This is a genomic window from Avibacterium sp. 20-132 (assembly GCF_023611925.1).
GTDB lineage: Bacteria > Pseudomonadota > Gammaproteobacteria > Enterobacterales > Pasteurellaceae > Avibacterium.
In genome coordinates this window covers 1,806,456-1,827,126 of the sequence record NZ_CP091456.1, presented here as the reverse complement: position 1 = coordinate 1,827,126, position 20,671 = coordinate 1,806,456, and the positions used below count along the sequence as shown (strand labels likewise).

26 protein-coding genes are annotated in these 20,671 nt (G+C 41.8%); 7 read left to right on the top strand and 19 right to left on the bottom strand.

The genetic code is table 11. The annotated features are described in order from the left end of the window. Positions 1 to 322 precede the first annotated feature (322 nt). The 6 genes from L4F93_RS08765 (at position 323) to L4F93_RS08740 (ending at position 5,300) form a co-directional block, all read left to right on the top strand. Complete coding sequence (locus L4F93_RS08765; RefSeq protein ID WP_250349929.1) at positions 323 to 760, top strand: TIGR03757 family integrating conjugative element protein; 438 nt, start codon at positions 323 to 325, stop codon at positions 758 to 760. 1 nt (position 761) lies between these two features. Further along, entirely contained in the window at positions 762 to 1,688 is a 927-nt protein-coding gene (locus L4F93_RS08760; protein WP_395895764.1) for a TIGR03756 family integrating conjugative element protein, read from the top strand. A gap of 11 nt (positions 1,689 to 1,699) precedes the next feature. Further along, positions 1,700 to 3,700 carry an integrating conjugative element protein gene (locus tag L4F93_RS08755; RefSeq protein WP_250349928.1) on the top strand — a complete coding sequence of 667 codons (2,001 nt, stop codon included), beginning with the start codon at positions 1,700 to 1,702 and terminating at the stop codon, positions 3,698 to 3,700. A gap of 62 nt (positions 3,701 to 3,762) precedes the next feature. Beyond that, positions 3,763 to 4,200, top strand: coding sequence for a hypothetical protein (locus tag L4F93_RS08750; protein WP_250349927.1), 438 nt, complete (start codon positions 3,763 to 3,765; stop codon positions 4,198 to 4,200). A 365-nt stretch (positions 4,201 to 4,565) separates the two neighbouring features. Continuing rightward, entirely contained in the window at positions 4,566 to 5,084 is a 519-nt protein-coding gene (locus tag L4F93_RS08745) for a type III toxin-antitoxin system ToxN/AbiQ family toxin (protein WP_250349926.1), read from the top strand. Positions 5,085 to 5,141: 57 nt separating this feature from the next. Further along, positions 5,142 to 5,300 carry a hypothetical protein gene (locus L4F93_RS08740; RefSeq protein WP_326938198.1) on the top strand — a complete coding sequence of 53 codons (159 nt, stop codon included), beginning with the start codon at positions 5,142 to 5,144 and terminating at the stop codon, positions 5,298 to 5,300. 14 nt (positions 5,301 to 5,314) lie between these two features. Here the strand turns inward: L4F93_RS08740 and L4F93_RS08735 are convergent, their stop codons facing one another. Both L4F93_RS08735 and L4F93_RS08730 read right to left on the bottom strand, forming a co-directional pair. After that, a complete protein-coding gene (locus tag L4F93_RS08735) occupies positions 5,315 to 5,668 on the bottom strand; it encodes a type II toxin-antitoxin system PemK/MazF family toxin (RefSeq protein ID WP_250349925.1) in 354 nt (117 codons plus the stop codon). Next, complete coding sequence (locus L4F93_RS08730) at positions 5,668 to 5,934, bottom strand: AbrB/MazE/SpoVT family DNA-binding domain-containing protein (RefSeq protein ID WP_250349924.1); 267 nt, start codon at positions 5,932 to 5,934, stop codon at positions 5,668 to 5,670. Before L4F93_RS08730 ends, L4F93_RS08735 begins: the two co-directional genes overlap by 1 nt. Positions 5,935 to 6,175: 241 nt before the next feature. On the opposite strand from L4F93_RS08730, the gene L4F93_RS08725 reads away from it, so the two are divergent. Beyond that, entirely contained in the window at positions 6,176 to 6,511 is a 336-nt protein-coding gene (locus L4F93_RS08725; RefSeq protein WP_250349923.1) for a DUF3742 family protein, read from the top strand. A 38-nt stretch (positions 6,512 to 6,549) separates the two neighbouring features. Here the strand turns inward: L4F93_RS08725 and L4F93_RS08720 are convergent, their stop codons facing one another. The 17 genes from L4F93_RS08720 to L4F93_RS08640 all read right to left on the bottom strand — a co-directional run bounded on the left by L4F93_RS08720 (position 6,550) and on the right by L4F93_RS08640 (position 20,654). Beyond that, the gene (locus tag L4F93_RS08720; protein WP_250349922.1) at positions 6,550 to 8,064 is read right to left on the bottom strand and encodes a conjugal transfer protein TraG N-terminal domain-containing protein; all 1,515 of its coding nucleotides are present in this window, start codon (positions 8,062 to 8,064) and stop codon (positions 6,550 to 6,552) included. A gap of 13 nt (positions 8,065 to 8,077) precedes the next feature. Then, entirely contained in the window at positions 8,078 to 8,377 is a 300-nt protein-coding gene (locus L4F93_RS08715; RefSeq protein WP_250349921.1) for a hypothetical protein, read from the bottom strand. Further along, on the bottom strand, positions 8,374 to 8,772 hold the full coding sequence (locus L4F93_RS08710) for a hypothetical protein (RefSeq protein WP_250349920.1): 399 nt from the start codon (positions 8,770 to 8,772) through the stop codon (positions 8,374 to 8,376). Before L4F93_RS08710 ends, L4F93_RS08715 begins: the two co-directional genes overlap by 4 nt. Next, positions 8,753 to 11,587: a conjugative transfer ATPase gene (locus L4F93_RS08705; protein WP_250349919.1), complete on the bottom strand. Its 2,835-nt coding sequence runs from the start codon at positions 11,585 to 11,587 to the stop codon at positions 8,753 to 8,755. Before L4F93_RS08705 ends, L4F93_RS08710 begins: the two co-directional genes overlap by 20 nt. Next, positions 11,587 to 11,991: a TIGR03751 family conjugal transfer lipoprotein gene (locus L4F93_RS08700; protein WP_110478407.1), complete on the bottom strand. Its 405-nt coding sequence runs from the start codon at positions 11,989 to 11,991 to the stop codon at positions 11,587 to 11,589. The genes L4F93_RS08705 and L4F93_RS08700 overlap by 1 nt, the downstream gene beginning before the upstream one ends. Before the next feature lie 22 nt (positions 11,992 to 12,013). Then, positions 12,014 to 13,444, bottom strand: a complete 1,431-nt coding sequence (locus L4F93_RS08695; RefSeq protein WP_250349918.1) for a TIGR03752 family integrating conjugative element protein — start codon at positions 13,442 to 13,444, stop codon at positions 12,014 to 12,016. Continuing rightward, positions 13,431 to 14,348, bottom strand: a complete 918-nt coding sequence (locus tag L4F93_RS08690; RefSeq protein WP_250349917.1) for a TIGR03749 family integrating conjugative element protein — start codon at positions 14,346 to 14,348, stop codon at positions 13,431 to 13,433. Before L4F93_RS08690 ends, L4F93_RS08695 begins: the two co-directional genes overlap by 14 nt. Next, on the bottom strand, positions 14,349 to 14,987 hold the full coding sequence (locus L4F93_RS08685) for a PFL_4703 family integrating conjugative element protein (RefSeq protein ID WP_250349916.1): 639 nt from the start codon (positions 14,985 to 14,987) through the stop codon (positions 14,349 to 14,351). Then, a complete protein-coding gene (locus L4F93_RS08680; protein ID WP_250349915.1) occupies positions 14,988 to 15,356 on the bottom strand; it encodes a TIGR03750 family conjugal transfer protein in 369 nt (122 codons plus the stop codon). It lies immediately after the preceding gene. Positions 15,357 to 15,398: 42 nt separating this feature from the next. Beyond that, on the bottom strand, positions 15,399 to 15,809 hold the full coding sequence (locus tag L4F93_RS08675) for a DUF2976 domain-containing protein (protein WP_250349914.1): 411 nt from the start codon (positions 15,807 to 15,809) through the stop codon (positions 15,399 to 15,401). A 2-nt stretch (positions 15,810 to 15,811) separates the two neighbouring features. Beyond that, positions 15,812 to 16,060 (bottom strand): DUF3262 family protein, encoded by a 249-nt coding sequence (locus L4F93_RS08670; protein WP_250349913.1) that lies wholly within the window; start codon positions 16,058 to 16,060, stop codon positions 15,812 to 15,814. Between the two features lie 10 nt (positions 16,061 to 16,070). Continuing rightward, positions 16,071 to 16,349, bottom strand: a complete 279-nt coding sequence (locus tag L4F93_RS08665; RefSeq protein ID WP_442778838.1) for an integrative conjugative element protein, RAQPRD family — start codon at positions 16,347 to 16,349, stop codon at positions 16,071 to 16,073. 276 nt (positions 16,350 to 16,625) lie between these two features. Beyond that, a complete protein-coding gene (locus tag L4F93_RS08660; RefSeq protein WP_250349911.1) occupies positions 16,626 to 17,315 on the bottom strand; it encodes a TIGR03747 family integrating conjugative element membrane protein in 690 nt (229 codons plus the stop codon). Further along, the gene (locus L4F93_RS08655; RefSeq protein ID WP_250349910.1) at positions 17,312 to 17,650 is read right to left on the bottom strand and encodes a hemophilus-specific protein; all 339 of its coding nucleotides are present in this window, start codon (positions 17,648 to 17,650) and stop codon (positions 17,312 to 17,314) included. The genes L4F93_RS08660 and L4F93_RS08655 overlap by 4 nt, the downstream gene beginning before the upstream one ends. Continuing rightward, positions 17,647 to 19,878, bottom strand: coding sequence for a type IV conjugative transfer system coupling protein TraD (gene traD, locus L4F93_RS08650; RefSeq protein WP_250349909.1), 2,232 nt, complete (start codon positions 19,876 to 19,878; stop codon positions 17,647 to 17,649). Before traD ends, L4F93_RS08655 begins: the two co-directional genes overlap by 4 nt. After that, on the bottom strand, positions 19,878 to 20,390 hold the full coding sequence (locus L4F93_RS08645; RefSeq protein ID WP_250349908.1) for an integrating conjugative element protein: 513 nt from the start codon (positions 20,388 to 20,390) through the stop codon (positions 19,878 to 19,880). The genes traD and L4F93_RS08645 overlap by 1 nt, the downstream gene beginning before the upstream one ends. Continuing rightward, a complete protein-coding gene (locus L4F93_RS08640; RefSeq protein WP_250349907.1) occupies positions 20,391 to 20,654 on the bottom strand; it encodes a hypothetical protein in 264 nt (87 codons plus the stop codon). It abuts the gene before it with no gap. Positions 20,655 to 20,671 lie beyond the last annotated feature (17 nt).

Below are 20,671 nucleotides of genomic sequence, written 5' to 3'. Positions count from 1 at the left end.
TTTCCCTGAACAGGTGAGATAAAAGACACATTCACAGTGTAATCACTGAAACCTCTTTCAGAATGCTGAGGTTATTTCGGCAATGAACACAACTACCACAGCGGGCTAGTCCGTTGCTATTTCAGGTGTTCTGCAACGTTTTAAGGGCTACCAAAGTAGCTGACTTAATGCCCTTATCATACAAAATTCACTCCCATAAAAAAATCCTTTTTTGCTGTTTCTTTGCACAATAATTGTTTCTATTTCAAAGAGAATTAATTATTCAGTTCATTTTGGAAGTTCGCTAAGGTTGGGCTATTTCTCTTTTAGTTGGTAAAAGGTCATGATAAAGCGAACGCTCCTTGTATGTTTAAGTATCAGTATAGCTGCTTGGGCTGAACTTCCACGCGAAGTCAATATCACGGTTTTCAGCACACAAGCCTATCCCATTCAAAATGTCCAATTAGCTCAGCATCTTTACCATCTCGACCGCGTCGAACAATGGGAAGACCAGCTTAGCCAAGGCTTAAGTACCAATCCTACACAAGCGGAATATCAAGCTAAAGCGTTTTTTCAACGTCCTGATAGCCAAACCCAAATCCGCGAATTACAGCAGGCTTATCAAGGCGTGATCATGGGCTGGCAAATGGGCATTCGCAAAGTGCCCGCGATGTTATTTGACAGCCCACAATTTGGTCAAGGTGTTATTTATGGTGTCACTGATGTTCAGTATGCCATTCAACTTTGGAAACAATGGATAAATCAAAAAGAGGGAAAATAACGTGACAATAAAAATCCCGCAAAAACTGACCGCACTTTGTACCGCACTTGCTTTTACTACAACAGCACAAGGCGAAATCAATACCGCAACCATTATGGCATCGAGCGCCTCAACTAGCTGCTTAGAATACAAGGTGGTTGGCACCTGTTTCTGGCTCTTCTGCACTTATTTTGGTTGCAAAGTTCGCACTTCAACAAAAGTACGCCACTTTTTGCCTGAAATGGTGGTTTCAGCCTATAACCACGATGGACAAAATCCGTGGTCAGAAATGAATGTGATGTCTCAAGGGGTTAAAGGCGGGGAATATCGCTCACCACAAAAAAATTACAGCCAGCTTAATTTTAAAAATGCTACTGCACTTGGCCACCCTCAAGGGGCGATTGGTAATTTGTTAAAAAGTACAGGTTATTATTGCCAAACCCAAACAACACCATTTATGCCGTATTTTTTAAGTAGTCTTGATTACTTTGCTTGGCGACAAAATTTGCCCGAGATGTTTTACCCTGAAGCCCTCACGCCAGGAATGCGTGAAGTGCGTTCAGGGGCGGAGATGTGGGGAAATATTTTTCCTCGCGGTGGTGCGGTAACCCAAGTGGATGATTATAAGGCATCAGCCGTCATTGCACAGCGTGTTGCCGACATTGTTACCCGCACAGGACAACTCCATATTTATCAGCCTGCTGCGAGAACAGGCGGTGCAGGCACTTGGTATCCTAAACCCGTTAAAGAAGGCAATGCCAATAATCATAAATGGCAACAACTCTCCCCTGAGATGCAACAATCTTGCAGTGCATTCCCTGATACCCCGCCAACAATGTTATCTGAAAAAGGCAATTATGCCTGGGCGTTATGGCGTCCTTATAAATGCTGTAAGCGTCGTGGACAAACCTTTTTATACAGTATTGATTGGTATAACGACAACGAATAAAAGGAAACAAAATGAAACGACTCAATAAAGTCAGTGTTGCGGTACTTTTCGCACTCAGTACATCTCCCATTTATGCAGAGAGTTCCCTGTTAGACAACATTCAATTCAATAAATCCGACTCTGTTTTATCCGATCAAATTTACTATCAAATCGGCGGCGGTTCAGGCTATATGACACCACCGACACGAGCAAAATCCCTAAAAGCCATTGAATTTGGGATCGGCTGGAAAGCCAATTTAATGTGCGGTAATTTTGACATTAAAACCACCGTAAAAAACCAATTAAATGGCATCACGGAGGGATTTAAGGATTTAATGGGAAACGTGATGGAGTCGGCAAAAGGGGCGGTAGCCAGTCTTCCTGCGATGGTTATTCAGCGTGCCAATCCGCAGCTTTATGACATTCTGACTAATGGCGTTTATCAAGGACGGCTTGATTTTAATCGTCTAAAAACCAGTTGTGAAGCGATGTCCAAGCAACTTGCTGACTATACCCTAAATGGGCGTTGGGCAAAATCGGCGGATTTGGAAAATTATAAAGACATTGTGGCCACCGAACCTGATGCACAAAAAGCACAGAAAAAATCGGAAGACAATAAAGGGAAAAATGGTAAAGAATGGATTGGGGGACAAAAACGCGGCGGCGAAAATCAAAAACAAATCAAACTGATTGAAGATGTTTCTAAAACGGGTTACAACCTCTTACATAACCGTAATGCCTTAGATGAAAGTCCACTGCTCGGCCAATCTTGTACAGGGGCAACTTGCCAAATCTTTGACTCACCACAAAAACTCTCTGATTTTTTAACCAGAGCCATTGGTGAACAATCCATCTCGACCTGTACAGAAGATTGTGGCCCGAAAACCAGCTCAAAAGCGGGGGTTGGGCTAGCACCTGCGATTGAGGAAGAAAATGTGCAAACCATAGAGAAACTCGAACAAGTGCTGAATATGGATACCCCAAGTAAAGAAATGCTGGCTGAACTGAGTTCCAATACTATTCCTGTTACACGGGGACTCATTGAAGCCTTACGCGAAGATCCCGACGTGGAAGTGCTTAGCCAACGTTTGAGTGCTGAAATCGCGACAGCCAAAGTGATGGAAAAAATGTTGCTAGCACGTCGAGCAATACTCGCAGGAATGCGAGAGCCTTATGTGGCCGCCGATCAAAATGCACAACAAGAGCTGGAGAAAGCCTTAAATAAAATTGATTTGGAAATCTCTCAAGTCAAACTTGAAATGGATATGCAAAAAATGATCACCAGTAACACCGCATCTGTTGTGCTCCAAAACAAACTCAACCGCGAAGCCAATGTTGGCAATCATGGAGAGGGCTATGACAACGTGGATAAACGTGTCAATGACTTAGCTTACGGCACGCCAAATGCAGAAGATCATATGGAAGCAGGCGATATTGCCTTACCTCGCCGAAATATTGCCCTAGATGTTCCGATTGTGAACAACGTTGTGCCTTATAGACCGCCTTATAACACAGGGAGTAAAGCGGGTATTTATTCGGGCAGTTACAATCCCATTGCACCAATTAACGGTTCTTCATTTGATCAAGCAACGGGATTATTAAGAACATTTGAGGGATTCATCAGCAAAGCGGATTGGGACGTAAACGCCCATCGTGTAGGCTACGGCTCAGATACCATTACCAAAGCGGATGGTACAGTGATCAAAGTACAACCTGGAATGACCGTAACCAGAGAAGATGCAGAGCGTGATCTAGCTCGAAGAACTCAACTCTATACGAACCAAATAAAACGAGAGATTTCAGAACAAACCTGGAATGGTTTATCTGATCGGGCTCAAGCTGTATTAACCTCTTATATTTATAACTACGGTACGTTAAATAAGACCAAAAGTGTCATTAGTGCTGCACAAGCCTCGGCACAATCAGGCGATATGACCTTATTAGCCAATGCGATTAGACGGCGTCAAGTGGACAATAAAGGTGTCAATGCAAGACGCCGAAACCAAGAAGCCGATTACATTCTCGGCAAATAGACTGTATTTCGTACAAGCAATATAGTATAACATTTAAAATATTTCTACTTTAGGAGAAAAATATGAGACATAAAAAACTGCTTTTTTCAACATTAGCAATGGCCACATTTCTCACGATGATGCCTGCTCAAGCGGAAACAAAACCTATTTTTTCCTGCTCTACCGCACAAGGGAAAAAACTTTTAGTCGAAAAAGCAGGGAGTAATTATGTACTATCTTATCAAGGTCTCAAAGTGACTAACCCAATAAGTCAAATATTGGAGAGAACGAATTCTCATATCGTGAGCCGTTCAGGCTATGTGTTATACTCACTTGAATTCAGCGATCCGAAGTATAGCTATTATATGCAATACCAAGAATCAATGGGTGATGAAAAACCACTCTTTGCAGGGCTTTTCAGAGTTGAACCAAACAGCAATAATGACCCAACAACACTAGTGAAATGTAGCTTGAAAAAACCGATTTCAAATAATTTTGAAATTAATTTAATGAATAACTAACCGATTAACTTCCTCCTAGCTAATCAAAGCACGCAATAGCTAGAATTGCGTGCTTTGATTGACAAATTTCCCTATATTACGCAGCGTTTCTTGACAGCCTTAACAAGCATCATTCTCTTCTTATAAAACTCTTGATATTTTTATGAAAAGCGTCTATATTTAAAGTTGAAAGGCGTAAGCTGCCATAGTGCTACTTAATTTAGGTGCTTCGCTGCCGTATAATGCGAGTTTTACAAGTAGGTGCTTCGCTGCCGTATAATGCGAGTTTTACAAGTAGGTGCTTCGCTGCCGTATAATGCGAATATTAAAGTAAAGGTAAAAAAGGGCAGTTTAACTGCTCTTTTTTGCTATGTAGGACTAAAATTATGGAAAATAATACGCTTGAGCTATGTTACATTAATGACAGCTATATCCAATATTTAAAAAGTATGGGGAATAATGGGATTGAAGATAATTATTCAAAATCAGAGCATCAAAAGCCTTATATCGGTATAGTATTGACGGTCAAAGGTTATAAATATTTTGCCCCCTTATCATCTCCAAAAGAAAAATACGCAAAAATAGCCGATAGCAACCCTACTTTATTTAAAATCCTTAAAAAAGACAATAAAACTCTGTTAGGAGTCATTCGATTAAACAACATGATTCCCGTTCCTGAAAGTGCAGTAAATAAAATCTATATTAACACTATCACAGACAATAATTACAAGAATTTACTTCTCTCTCAGCGTCGAATCATTATCTTCAATACTGACAAAATTCTGCGTAAAGCTGAAAAAATGTATTATCTTGTTGTTAATAAGAAAAATAAATTTTATAGTAGTCTATCAAATGATTTTCTTGCTCTTGAACAGGCTTTAGATAACTATACTGATACCCAATAAAGTATGACAAACCGCTCCTTTTTATTGCAACACAAGATGAATTAGATAAGCCAATTGATGATGAAAGAAACAATTTATAATCCAATCGTTATTGATACAAATATCACTCCTGCTAATGAAATTTGGGATAACTGGTTTAATGATGAACGGGTCGCATCAGCAGATTTTATGTCCGATAGAGAACAACTACAAGTACAAGAAAAAGAACCTTTTTAATTGTAACTAACAATTTAGTCTTTCAGTATTGCCTCAATAATATCCTGTGTTTCAGCTAAAATATAGTCAGGCACTGACTCCACTTTCTTTGCATTTCTCCCTTTAAAATCAATAATTCTGGCTTGGTACGCCACAATAACACCTTGTGTTTTACAACCTGTCCCACTTAGTGTTACGGCAAAACCGTTATTTCTCGCAAGTGTAGCATTACCTTGTGTAATAGGAGCAATCATCATAAATCCGAGATTATGAAAAGTATGATCACTTAGTACCAAGGCAGGACGACTCTCCCCTTGTAGCTCGTTTCCTACAACAGGATTTAAGCATACAGTAATAATATCACCTCTTTTAAAATTGTATTTAGCCATTAAATTTCATTCCCTATTGGTGTAAGGGAATCCCATTCTTCAATAACGGGGAGTTGGTCAGTAGAGGTCATTGCGATACGTTCAGTTAAACTGAGTCTTCGTTTTTTCGGCGAATTAGGAACAATGACGATTTTGATTGTATTGTCATTCACCTTTTCTAACTCTAAAAAATCGCCCATATTTAAATTCATTGATTCAGTAAAGCCTTTCGGTAAACGAATCGCTTTACTATTACCCCATTGTTTTACTTGTAATCTCATAGTCATAGTAGGCAAAACGTATATCTTTCGATAAACGAAAATTCAGCCTCTCCTTAATTCATTGGTCGTTCATTCAAACACATTTGTATCATTTTATGATACGGATTTAGTGTAACTTTATTTTCTGTAATGTCAAATGATTACGCAAATTCATTATAAATTGCCTATTGACTTTTCCACACAAGAGGACAAAAATAATCAGCATATAAATTGTACAACCCTATGAAGATCATAAACGGAGGCAAAAATGAAAATGACACGTTTTGCAAAATTCGTTGATAAGACAGAAAATGTGATTAACAAATTTAAATGCTGGCAGGTGTCTAAATGGCTTAAAGCGGTTATCATTCTCGGCATTTCTGTCTTGCTCTTTGGTGTATTTTACTATTTGACCGCATTCACAATTTTGTTAGCTTTAATCATGGCTTTTAAATTTTTTCCTGAAGATGTAAAAGGTATCTTAAATTTCTTCAGTGAAATTTTTTCAACTGATGATGCCAAGAAAGATACTGAAGATGGTTATAGAGACGGAGACTTAGGGTTTGGATTTTATGTCGGTGATATAAGAACCGATGATGATTAAATAGCAAAATCAAGAATGACTTTGCTATTTTTCATTATTTATTTCGACATTGTTTTCGCACCAGATTGAACAATATTCGTTCCATTTGAGCCACTTTCTTTAACTTGTCGTGAACCTTGTGTGAAATGATCTGCCAATTTTCCTACATTCACTCCAGCCCAAGACATTGCCGTAACCCAAAGTCCAGGCAAGATCAAAAACATCATTCCCAGCACAAAACTCATAATTACATCATCACGGTCATTTTTTAAAAATGCCCAACTCAGACTCACCTCCGACTGATGACCTGGTGAGTTATATAAAATACTGATAAAAAACGAATCCAACCAACGTGCTAACTCCCACCAAAATGACACGGTCACTAATGCAAACTGCACAAACATCAACGTCACAATCGCTTTTAAGGAATAGCCACTAAATATAATGACCATCGGCGTTAAAATAATCACTGCCATAATCAGCAAGGCTTGGATCATAGGCAACGCATTACGCATTGCATCAAAACCAGGGTAAGCGGCAAGGCTGCCCGCCGTAATCCCCAATGCGGATACCACTGAAGAGACATTATTGGTTAGCGTAGAATCTAAACTACCACCGTACCCCTCATAGGCTTTCCCCCTTGAAATATTAATATTTTCAGGGCGTAATAAGGTGCGAAGTAACGCCTCATCTTGAATATTCGCATCAGTAAACAGCTCGCCTAATTTCACCGATAAATTTTGTCGCATATCCGAAAGTAGCATATCTTTTAACCCTACTTGGCTATCTGCCCACCATTCATCGCAATGAGGAAAACCGCCCTCACCCGTATTGGGTAATCCCTGATCACGGTTAGGTTCATAAGCCCAACGTTGCATCGGTTGCATCGCTCGATAACGAGGGTAAAGTTCACTATTGTTCACTAAAATTTTCCCACCAAGCCAGCTTACTTCTCGGGCTTGTGCGGCATTCATTGCTACTTGGCTATCCAACACTTTACGACGAGCAGGCAAATAACATTGCTGCACAAATTGACGGACTTCGGTCAGCAGTGCGGGGTTGTTAATTTTTTCGTGTTGCACCTCAAAGCGAATTTGACGTAAGTCAGGTTTACAAGGAATGGTTGAAACCGCCCCATGCAAAATCCCCTTATTAATGGCGTGTACTAATCCCCACAACAAGGGTACTTTGGCTTGTTTATCGGCGAACTCACTCACCATACTGGCATAACCTGTTTTTTCAGGTGCTAACGGCACTTTATAGCCACAATGCTTCGATTGCTCCACATTGTAAGCCATATTATTCAGCGAAATCGGCAACATCGGGGCAAGGGTAATCACAATCACCAGCATTGCAGGAAAAAATTGTATGCCTAGCCAATCAATCAGTAATTCGCCTTTGTTCCCTTCATCTGCCCCTTGCTTTTTCACCTCTAACCACGTTTTAATCAGTACGCCAATTAAAGGCGCAATAAATAAGCCTGTACTGGCAAGCAATCCAAATAAACCATTGTTGATTATCCAACCCAATAACGTGAGAAAATATTCAAGATAGCTATCCACATTAAACGTCATCTTATTCTCCCATTTATAATCGATACAGAAAATTCAGCCCTTCAACGGTGAAGAATACCGCTATCACTAATCCCCAAAGTTTAACGGAGAATGGACGAACACGATAAATGCGATACATTAATCCTATCACCACTGCATACAAGAAAAGCCGCCAAGCAAACCAGCCATTGGCGGTTTCCTGCAGCCACTGTGTTAAATTAAGTCCTGGCATATAGGTAACCAATACCACGCCAAGCAAAAGCACACTAAAAAAGAGCAATACGCCGATTAAAAGTGCGGCCAATATTTTGCGTGTTTTTGAACGGGGTTTCATTGTGTGTATCCTCCAAATAGCCCAGTCGGAATCGTTGGAGGAACAGCAAGCCTTTCGCTCAAGGCATAGGCAAACCAAAAGGCATCAATGTCATCAGCAACACTTAAAGAAAGCCGTGTGGCATTCATCTCGCTAACAAATTGATAATACCCGCCAATATTGAGTAAAAGGTAGGTGATCCCTTTCTCGCCAATCACCTTAATATGCCACGCACGTTGTTTGAACACGCGATGAGGATACAAAATAAACTGTTGTACATCCCCCACTCTTGCCAAAATCTGCTTACAAAGCCTCTCTAAATCTTGCAAAACTGGGGCAAGATTAAAGGGTCGAATAATTGGGTCAGCTCGAAATAAGAGACCCGTATAAGATGACTTAATGCTTGTATTCGACATTCTCAATTCCTCTTGCTTTATCAATCTGTGTCGCCATAATTAGTGCCGCATCTAGTTCACTGCATTGATGTTCTGCCATAATGGCACGTCGTTGCGCTTTTTCGTGTTTTTCAGTCATTCCTAAAGCGAGATAAATACTCGGTGGCACAACACGGAATAAGGCTTCCATATTCGTTGCCAGCACCACACCTTCGGTATATTTTTTATCGGCTTTTTTCGCTGACAATAACATCAGTTTTTGAGCCTCCGACAATCGACGAAAACGGTTTACTTCTTCGATTTCATCATTGGTGAGATTCAGCAACTCCCACCATTCAATCATACTAAGCAATTTCGCGGCCTCTTTCGGAAAATCTTCCATATTTTGTGTGGCCAGCCACAACCAAATGCCTAGTTTTCGCCACATTTTTGACCCTTTTACCAAAAACTTGGCGAGTAAGGGATTAACGGTGATAATATGGGATTCATCGGTAATATTAACGATAGGACGAAAACTATGTTGATATTTTTCCCCAAGACTGTTGATATGGTTGATCAAGGAAATGTAAGCTATGGCAAGTTCTGCTTCATAGCCTTCTCGCGCAAACATCGCTAAGTCCACAAGCGTAATATCAGCCTCTGGCCAAATCTCCCCTTCACGGTTAAAAAACTTCCCATTGATTCCCGTACAAAACATATCCATTGCCTCAGCCATTTCAGCCAATCTTGCACGCCGTTCTTCTCGGGTATCGGGGTGTTGACTCAACGCCTCTAACGCATCTCTTACATCACCCGCGAGGGTTTGTCTCCCCTCGGCATAGGTTTTTTCTGCGGCCATCATAATGGCGCGACGGATTTGGGCACGGTCGGCACGACTCATTTTGTCATCTTCTTTCATCTCACCGCCCGTGATCATTAAGCGCGTAGTCAATTCCATTTCAGCTAATAAATCACGTTGCTCACTGCCCTCTTCGTCCTCTTCTTCCTCATCAATAACTGCCTCAACATCGACGTTCATTTCGAGGAGTTTATGCGCTTCGGAAAAAAGCGGTAAGGCAATATCACTGCTCGGTTCAAGGGAGATACGGTTGACCGTTAAGCCATAACGTTGGGCGTAATCGGCAAATAAGCCAAAGGAGTTTCCTGCTTCAACCACAAAGAGACGTGGTCGATGTACCGCCATCAGTTGTGCCATTTGGGCATTCAATGTGGCTGATTTTCCCGACCCTGTTGGTCCTAACAGCAATTTATGGGCATTTTTGGCTCTGTCTTTCGGATTAATGGGGTCAAAATCCAAAGGTGAACCACCGCGATTAAAATAGGTAATGCCAGGGTGTCCAGTGCCTGTTTCACGCCCAAAGACAGGCAACATATTAGCGAGGTGCTGCACAAAATAATACTTGGTATAGTAATGCGTTTTCATATCCAACTGTGGATTGAAATTCATTGGCAACCAACGGAGATAACTGTTCAACGGCGCAATTTCAGCATTTTCTTTGACGGGAACAAGATTGTTACTCAATAAAATGGTTCTAAGCTCACGAGAACGTCGCTTGAGTTCTTTTTCATCTTTACCACGAAGATAAAAAGCCAGACTGGCTTGATAGAGCTTGTGACCATCTTTGAGGTATTCCATCACGGTTTTAACATCTTGTTTCAGGTAAATCGATTCATAATTTTCGCCTACCGCACGGCTGCTAATTCGTTCAAGATGGGCTTCTAATTTGTCTTGCGGATACACCACAATGGTTGTAACCATAATGGTCGATTCAGGCAACAAGTCGAATAAAGCATTAATATTCTTACCACGTCGTACCTCACCGGTAAAATGCCCAATGGCGGGGGTATTTCTTAGGTTATCTACAACCACCACTTCGTGTGGCAATCCATCAAAATACCAATAGTCATCTTTACTTTCAGGTTGGTTATAAAAGAGATTTTCAGAAAAATCTTGCCCAACAAACGGCAAGTCATCGCTTGTTGGTTGATGCAGTTTGTCATAACAGCTACCATTATCAAGATCAAAAGCCATCGCAGGATTGGGATTAAACCAACGTAGAAGCCATTGATGGATCTGCTCGCCTGTTTGGCGTGTTAAGTGAAGCCCCGCGGTCGTTAATGCACCAACTACTCGCTCACAGGCATTATTTAAACTTTCTACCGCGCTTTGTTCTTCATTTTTCCCCACATAACGATAGATGACCATTCTGGTACGACGAATGCGTCCAGACCAAATGGTGTTAGTAATACGATCATCAACAAATAAGCCCCCAGGTTTGCTAATATCGTTTAAATGCTTTGCCGTATTTTTCAGCCATTCTTGCGTAAACGCAGTTTGCAAAATATCAGGGGCAATATAGTCTTTCAGACTTTCCACATAAGGACGTAAATCTTGTTCATCTTGACAATAAAACTGCACAACGTACGGGTAATTATCTAATTCATCAAAACTGTCTTGCAGTGCGTCTTTAACAAGGCTTCGTACACGACTTAAATAGTCTTCGCCACGCCCTTCCGTACCAATAGGTTTAACATCAAATACCACGCCAACACTGCGAACATCATCTAATAACATCACGCCTTCTTGTTCTAAAAATTCGCCCCACGGCAGATAATCTACAAAAGAGGGTTGTTTGCTATAGAGTCTCTGATGATGTGCTGCTTGGGTTAATTTTCCACTCCGCCTCACGGTATGAGGCACTGAAAACCCAGATGAATGCTCAGAGGAATGCATTTCCTTCTCAACGTTTTTCTCTACGTCCTCGCTTTTTTCTGGACGAGAAGCCACCGTCTTATCAGGAAAAAAGGACGTCAATACGTCTGAAAATACGCCCATTATAACCCCCTTGTTCGTTCACCTGGTTGAGCATACTGTACGCGACTATAAAAGGGGATCACCGTGGAATACCCTGGGATCGGCATTGGCTCACCTGATGCCGATAAATGAGGATACACATACATAATTAAATCTGGATTAGGGAGCTTGGGAAAAAGGTTTTTAATTTCATTTTCCGCTGTGCGGGTATAATCCTGTTGTTCTTTAAACCCGATATAATTGACAGGATCAAGCTGACGGTTGTTACTATCACGATAAACCTGTAACTGTGCGCCACTGCCGCCTTTATTCCAAATCGCCTGCATTGTTTCCTCCCCTGTTGGCAATAAGGCTTTTTGTGAAGTTGAGCAAGCGGACAATACACAAAACGTGATAAGTGCGGTAAAAATTTGTCTTCTTTTCATAGCAAATTCCTTAATTGAAGTCTTAATCAAGCTGAGAGGAACGAGAAAATTGGGCATATTTCACTTTACGTCCGTTGAGGTCGTAATCAATATCAATGGCTTTATCAATGTGGATCGCAATAGGGTGTCCAGGTGGTACATAAATGGCATCAAAATTCTGCCCATAACGCTCTTTAAACCAATTTGCGGTTTCTTGAATGCCTTGCCCAAGTGCTTGGCCTACCACATATTTGCCTTGCTGTCCCGTTACCGCACCGACAACCGTATTGCCATCAACCACCGTTGTAGTTTGAGCTTGCGAGTAACCTTGTGCGGCTGCGCCCGCGGCAGCCAATAAGAAATGCGTGCCTAAATATTCAGGAGCATTAGTTTTCCGCTCACCAGGAATGCAAGGGATACCGTGCGGGTCGGATAACCAGCCAATTTTTTCATCCCCTTTGCCCTGGTTGCCATGGGTAACAATCCGTCCATCACTAAATACAAAGGTCAAACTTTTGACCTTGCCGCGCACGCAAGATAAGGTCCAATCCCCTGTTGTCGTCCCTGACACAATGGCTTGTTCGATGTCTGGCAGTTCAATGCCATTAGCAATTAAATTATCTCGCCCAATAATGGCTTTAAAAGGGTAAGGATCGTTCACCGCATTACCAATTGGGATACGCCCTAACAAGGCGGTCATTGACGTTGATCCCATCAACGTTGAATTTTCAGGGATCGTGTAAACCGCAATTTTACTTTTTTGTTTCCCACTTGATGAATTTGAAGAGGTTGTGCCACGATCATTCTCATCACTGCCTGAAATAAAAGGTAATCCTTTCTTACCCGATGTGCTATTGAATGCATTAAGGTTTGGGAAGCCAATTTTAGCGGGGTTACGTTCATCTTCGATTTGATCATCAGGATTAACCCATTCCACGCGCTGTCCGTTTTCCTCTGTCCCTGTTCCCACTTGACCATTTCCGATAGGCAACGCCGTATCCTCCTCAACGCCAATCCCATTGGTTGTATTACCTTGATACGTGGTTGACTCATTAGACGACGTGCGACCTTGTACTAACTGCGACATCTCTTCGCGAAGCATCGCGACCATATTTTGTAGCTCTTGCGTTTTGCTTTGTACCGCCTCATCGACTTGTTGCTGGACATCTTGCTCACGTTTACGCAAGGTTTCATTTTCTTTGAGGATTTTTTCATTTTGCGAGATCACTTTCTCATAACGACGGTTACTTTCTTTCGCCGCCCCAATTAACGTGCGAACCGTATCATTTTTGGTATCTCCCTCTAAACCAAGTTGGCGGATTTCTTCAGGCGTGAGATCTTTAAGTGCGGTATCCAACACACTGGGTTTTGTGCTTGAAGGCGATGATGAACCACTAAATAAGAGATAGGACACACCGCCGACCATAAGAAAAATAATCGCACCAATGACAATAAACAGCTTATTGGCTTTCATTTTGTGCCTCCTTCACCGTTGCAGAACGGGTTTGCTCAATCACTTTTTTCACCACAATTTTGGTGCGTTTAACTTTTTTCGGTGGTACGTATTTTTTTGATTCAGGAATGATGGCTTGATTTGGTCGCCCTTCCGTGACCAAATAAAGGGTTGTGGTATCTTCCGTTGAACCAACGCCCCCCAACCAATGATGTTGAAAGGTCGCCGCATAAAAACGCCCTTGCAGCTCACGTGGGTCGAGGTCAAGGCGTGAGGCGCCTTTATTTTGTAGGCGAATGGCGGTGACCACATAATCACCCAGTTGCCAGCTCATCAGTGGCGTGGCTGTAATAGGATAAGCAGGTAACAAGGTCGTGATTTTTGACGGCAGACCGTGTGCAATCTGGCGAATACCTGGAACGGGCTCAACCGTTCGCAATGGGGCATAAAACATCTGTGCGGCATAACGGGTCAGGGCGGCAGGTACCGGTAATTGAAGAGAGGTAGAAGTTTGCTCTTCTGCCTCTTCATCTTGATTTAGACTGCCTGATTGATTTTCTAATTTTCCCTCATAAAGCAAGCGAACGGTTTCTTGAGGATTGACCACCTTTTCTTTTGCGGTAATATCTAGCAAAATAATTTCATTGGTCAGCATATCTTTGAGCTGCAACCGTGCGGTAGGAAAAGGTGCTAAGGCTTTAAGATAGACCGCCCCACCTGTGGATTGTAAACGGATTTTCCCCTCCAAGGCTTTTGGATAGCCCACTTTGACGTTTTTATCGACCAAAATGACCCGTTCTTTCTCCACCTGCAAATCAATCGGCAAAGGGAGGCGTTGCCACTTCATTAAGATTTCGGCTTGAGCATTCCACGCAATGACAGCACAACAGAGTGCGGTCAAATTTCGTAAGGTTTTTCGCTTCATTTATTTTTTCTCCTCACTCTCGCTTGCCTCTAAACGTAAGGGTATTGAGGCATAACAGTTAAAACCTAACCCCCAAGGATTACGCTGCGAATCAATATCCATTCGCACAATACTGATCGGGAAACGGGTTAAGACACGTTTGACAGGTTCGTCTTTGTAATACTCATCGACACTTAAATCCAAATTCACCGTCCAGCTATCTCGGCTATGGACAATCACGCGATCATCACTAAATCCTCGTCCTGGGATTTCATACACACCACGCACACGATCTCGCAATTCACTATGACGTTGGCGATCCTCATAATCTTGTTGCAAAAAGGCTTCACATGAAGGCGTCAAAAAAGGCTTTAATGCCTCAATGTTTTTTTCGTAATCTTGAGTCCCATCAAGTGTCCAACGATTAAGCTGCTGAAAGGTTTGATAGGCAAAGGCATACACGGTTGATGTAGGCACTTCCCACCAAGGTCGCTGGCTGCCAGCCCTTAAATCAGGGGGAAGTAAGATTTTTAAGGTGCTTGGGAAGGTGTAAATAATAAACATCAAGGCAAAACAAATAATGGTGATGCAAACGATCGCAATTTTAGCGACGGTTAATTGGCGATCTTTATGGTTCAATTCACTTTTCAATCTACTCATTTAGAACAGTCCTCTTGAAGAACGACGAGTGGCCCAAAAGCCGACACGCCGAATAAATTTATTGCCGCCTAAAAGCGAATCCATGCGTTCTTCAATCAGACGGTTTAAATAGGCTTCAGGCTTGCCCCGCTTTAAGCGTGCGAACACCACTTTGCCAATCAGTACAAAAATAATGCACATCAACATCGCAAAAGCAGGGGCAAGAATCCAAGACAGCCCAATTGCCCACAGCACAAGCCCCAAAAACAACCCAATCCCAAATCCGATCGCTGCTGCAATACCAAATTCAGGTACCGTCATCCCACCGTACACAGTAGCTTCTCGATTAAGTCGGGTGGGTAAAAATTGAATATCCTCTTGATTTGACATGGTATATCCCTATCCTGTGAGCAAAAGGTAAGCAAAATAAGATTAAAAAAGTCCAACGGCCATCTTCACTAACCAGAGCGAGAAGAAAATCAGAATAAAACCAATAATCAAAGCGGTAATAAAGGGACCCCAACCTTTTTTATCGTTTTCATCTGTTGCTTGCGTATAAGTTTTAATTAAGGCTCTAACGACGGCATAGATACACCAAGCTGAAAATAATACTGCTGCAAGGGTGACTAATGATTTGAGCACAATAAAAACAATTTCCATCGGATCGGTCGTATTACTATCCACGCCAGGAATTTTAAAATCAGGAATTTTGGATGCGTCAGGTCCTGCGGCTAAGGCGTTTTGCACAGCCCCAAAACACAGAACAGAAAAAGCCAAATAACGCTGTGTTCCCCATTGCCAAGAGCGTTTTACTTGTTGAAAAAAAGAATGAAAAAGAGTCATAATTACCTCTCAGAAACGAAAAATAGCACGACAACAATTAACACTGCTGCCCCTTTCAGAATCAATTTTAAGTAGTCAAAGATGTCCCCCTTAAACCCACTGAATAACCCGCTGTAACCTTTTTTCATTGCCCATACATAAGCAAATAGCAACAATGCCACGAAAATAATCGCAAAGAAGGCACGAAGCTCAGTAGCATTCAAGCCACTGGCAATTTCAAAAGCCTTAAGCGGGGTATAATCACTTGCCATACTATCCTCCTTAATGTCTTAATTTGGTGTAATCTTCTTGCAAGCGACGAGAGGCGTTGGGATCGCGAGGAATGGCACGTGTTGGATTAATATATTGATTAATGCCACTTTTAATCGCATTAATATCTCGACGTGCAGCCTGATAATCAAAATATTCACGGTTTTTCTCCGAGGTCTGAGCGAGTACCTCGGCACGCGTAAGTGAAAGCTGAGCAGCCTCAAGCTGCTTGATAGCCTGAGCTAACTGTGCAGTTTCAGAAGCCTGCACAGTTAATGTCATCATTGACATTGATACGGCAAATAAAACCTTTTTTCCTAACGGATTCATCGACAACTCCTTAACTTAAATTGATTCGGGTTAAGGTTGCCAAAAACACAATGGGAATTTAATGAGAAATTCTATTCAGAATTGAGAGAGTTTTTAGGGAAAAAATAGATACAGCGTCAAAGGTATTGTTGAGGCTCACGAAAAAGATAAATAATCTGATACTCAGATTAAACGACATAATAATATTGAAGGAAATAATTCCTATTTCCTTCAAATTTCATTCTATGCAGTGCGACGTTATAAATATTTTTTAAAGCTCGCTGCCGTAATACAAATAGATAAACCAAATAAAAATGCGGCAGGAATTAAAATAATATTCGGGTAAACAGAAACAGGAATGGACAAATAAAGTACCCAAGAGCCTATCATCACAGGCTTAATGTAGCGTCTTGCATGGTGATACAAAAAACTTGATTCTCGTCCTGAGCCAAATTTACGCAAATCACGCATCATTAATCCCTCCGTAAAACCTGCAAAGGCGGCTAATAGAAACAACGGACTGGTAAAAATAATCACAATCAACCGCACAACAAAGGTAATCGACACATAAATAATGGACTCTAAATAGGCTCGCGTATAATGGTAAATCAAGTATTCCCAATCACTGTGTTTGTTGGGTGACTGTAACCAAGGCTGAAACCCAGTTTTCACAAATAGCCAATCATGCAAAGTGAGGGTAATAGTATTGGCAAGCTCACTCGGCGAATAACCAAAGAGGCTGCGTGTTGCACTTTCTGAAATCCAGCCTAATTCTTGAATCATCATCGCTTGGCTATGCAGATGACCTTGTTCAGGCCAAATAAACGCAATACCTAACCATTCAAAGAGAATGCTTAATAACAGGGAGATTAACAATGCAGCCAATAAGGCTGAAACTGTATGACAAGGTCCTTTTTTCTTGCTTGAACTTGAGGTTTGTTCACTCACTGAAGTGCGTCCTTATGCGATAACTGACAGTGAATAAGGGCGTAGCCTTGCTCATTTTTTGTTGACACCAAATAAAAGCAGGTTCGTTGTGTTGCTATATCTTCTTCGCGTAAAGGAACATCACTGGCTGTCCACAGTGAGATGCCCTCATCAGCATACTTTGTGGCAAATTGATGCACGGAATCTTGACTTTCAACCCACTTATTCAAATAAGGCTCAAGATAAACAAGCAACGCTTCTGAATTAGGTAACCCACAAGAGACTGCAAAATCAGCGTCAAAATTAATGGTACAATTTGGTAAATCTAATACATTAGTTTCTTTTTCAAACGTCATTCTTCTTCTCCTAAGTCTTCTTCAGTCTCTACTTGACTGACAGGTTCGCCGTCATCCTCTTCTGGCATATCAATATCGCTCCCCCAATCCACCTCTACCTTGGCAATACGTTCTTCTGCAATCATCTCTTCAAATGAACTCGCAATATCTTTTGAGGGGGTATATTCCTTAAAAGCAGGCTCCCACCAATTTGCTGCCACATGGTAATGCTTTTGCATTTTCTCCAAAAGTTCTTGCATCGAAGCGGGGATCACATCGTCTTTATCAATGGCAGGCAGTGGCATTCGCACTTTATATAACGTACTCCCGTTCATCAAAATAAATGCCTGTCCCTTAGGGAGGTTGGTGACATTCGCCACATCTAATAACGGCACTTCTTTTTGTGAAATCCGCTCTCCTGTATTGGAAGTGAAGGCTTTGTCATCATCAGGATTGCTTGAGTCGGTCACACTTGAGGTAACCATACTCTGTAAAATCGTCACCCGATGCAGTTGATCGGTAAGCAATTTTGCGGTTTCAGGCGATTTAACCCGAAACATAATCAAAGTATTAAAGTTCCCAATAGTTTGCTCGGCTTTGGCACGATTGCCCAAACGGGCTTCAATATCGGCAATGGTTTGGGTATAGGCGGTCACTTGCATACCTGCCCCACGTCCTTTATTGATAAGGGGGATAAATTCATCGCCCATCAGCTCATTAAACTCATCGCAATGTAAATTGATTTTTACGGGTTTATTTGAACCGCCAAATGCCTCAGGTAATCCTTCATTCACACCGTGCTTATAAATATGTCCAGCCATTGAAACGAGATCGGCAAACATACTATTACCTACCGCTGCTGCAACCGTGGCATCAGAAAGTGCATCAAGCCCAACATACACAATGCCTCGTTTACGGATCACTTCTTCCCAATCAAAAATCGGTCGTTCATCATTCACATCCGTATAGTCTGGCGATAATAACTCTTCGATTTTCCCCGTGGTCAATTTTTCCAAGAGCGGTAATAATGACGCCACAATTTTATCAAAATAGGTTTTATCATAACGTACAGCCGTCGCCAATCCCTCCAGAACAGGATCGAAGATTTTATTTTCCAAAATATATTGATTGATCACCCAAATCAGTGGGCGGTCTTTCATACCAAAGGATAAATTTTTTACATCAACGCCTGCGGCAATGCTTAATAGCTGTGGCCAAAGTGCAGGATCACGGGCATCAAAATAGGTTTTAGCATAATTAAGAAACAGGGAATCAATATTTTGTACAAAACGAGAGATTTGCGAATAATTTGGACGCTCCCCCATTTCAACTAAAGCTCTTGCAACAATATTAACAAAACGCCAAGCAAATTCTTTAAAGGCGGCAGAATTACCCGCCCCACTTAACTGCCCTGAAATCCTCCCTGCAACCTCTGAAACACGCCCAAAGCGTCCAATAGGATTATAGCGTGCTGAACGTTCAGGATAGCCCAAATGGAACATATAAAATTCCTTATCACGTCCAGCCCGTTTCGCTTCGGCATACATCCGTTTTAACATATCGGGATCACCTTTGGGATCAAAAAAGATGACCACTTCGCGCTCTGCTTGCGTTTTCCCTCGATGAATATCTTGCGTAACAAGGACCTCAGCAAAACGGGTTTTCCCTACCCCCGTCGTGCCAAAAACAGCCGTATGTCCACCGCGTGAATTTAACGGCTGCATCACATCAACTTCATTGAGTTCTATGCCATGAATTGCAGGAATCCCTTCAACAGGCGGCAGGGGTCTCACGGGATTAAAGCGAGAGTCAGAAGTTGTGAGTTTAGTAATAAAATTATCGTGATGTTTTTCATATTCTCTTGCTCGATTAAAAAATTTAGAAGAGCGGAGGTATTTTTTTCCCTCTGCCGAAAAGCAATCATACAATCGCTGAGTATGTTCAGGTTGCCATTCAAATCCGCGACCAAGAAATAAAAATTTCTGGCTAACAGGAATTTGACGACTGGTTAACGCATAATAAGGTAGACGCTTTAAATTCCGATGATAACGCACAATACGCCACCCTTGTCGAAAGCGAAAATAACTGATCCCGCCAAAGCCCGCAGCAAGTCCATAGCCAATCATAGGATTTAAGGCAAGAGACCAAGGCGCTACTGCACAAATATAGGCACAAGCAGCATGAGCCGCAGCGGGATAAAATTCCACAGGGGGACGCAGTAGCCCTTCTAATAAATACTTCGATGCCATTATTGTGATACCCCTGTTTCAGTGATTAGTGCAGGATAATGACTCAGCTTCAAACGACGACTTAAATCGTCCGCACTGGTTGGTAATAATGGCACATTTGGGGCAAGCTCACGTAGCGCGGTCAATTCCTCAAGGGTTGCTACATTCACCACTAACCCCACCGCTTGATTGGCTAATAATACGTTATAATGTTGTTTAAGCCATTGACGAGATAAGTTATCTACTCCCACTAAAAACAGCGGTGACATCCCAGTAAGATCAAGTGCTATCGGGCCGACTTTACCCGGGGTTAAACGATGGGAAACCACAGGGAGCATATCGGCCTCACTAATGGTATCAGGGATGGCATTCGGAAAATTGGAGGTATTTCCGTCCACCTCAGGCTGAATTCCTTCATAAAAACGTACCGCACTTTCACCACCTAAATCGGCAATGACGGGCAGTTCTGCCGAAACGGTATTTGTGTAGAAAACAAACATCGTACCTAAAATAAGCGAACGAAATAGGTTCATTTATTTTCTCCTTAAAAAACACACATAGACGAAATAACCTATCACCGAAAAATTCAAACTAATGAGTAGCGTAACCCAATAAATCTGATTGAATAGGGCTTGATAGGCTAAAGGGTAACCTTGCAATCTAGCTAATTGAGCTATCGTTGTCTCAAAATGGTCAGGTGAGAAAAAATAGAGCCATACACAACCATAAACGACGAGAAAACAAACCCCAACGCTGAAAATAAATTTGATAATGGCAGCAATTTTTTTATTCATCATATTTCAAATCTCGTAAA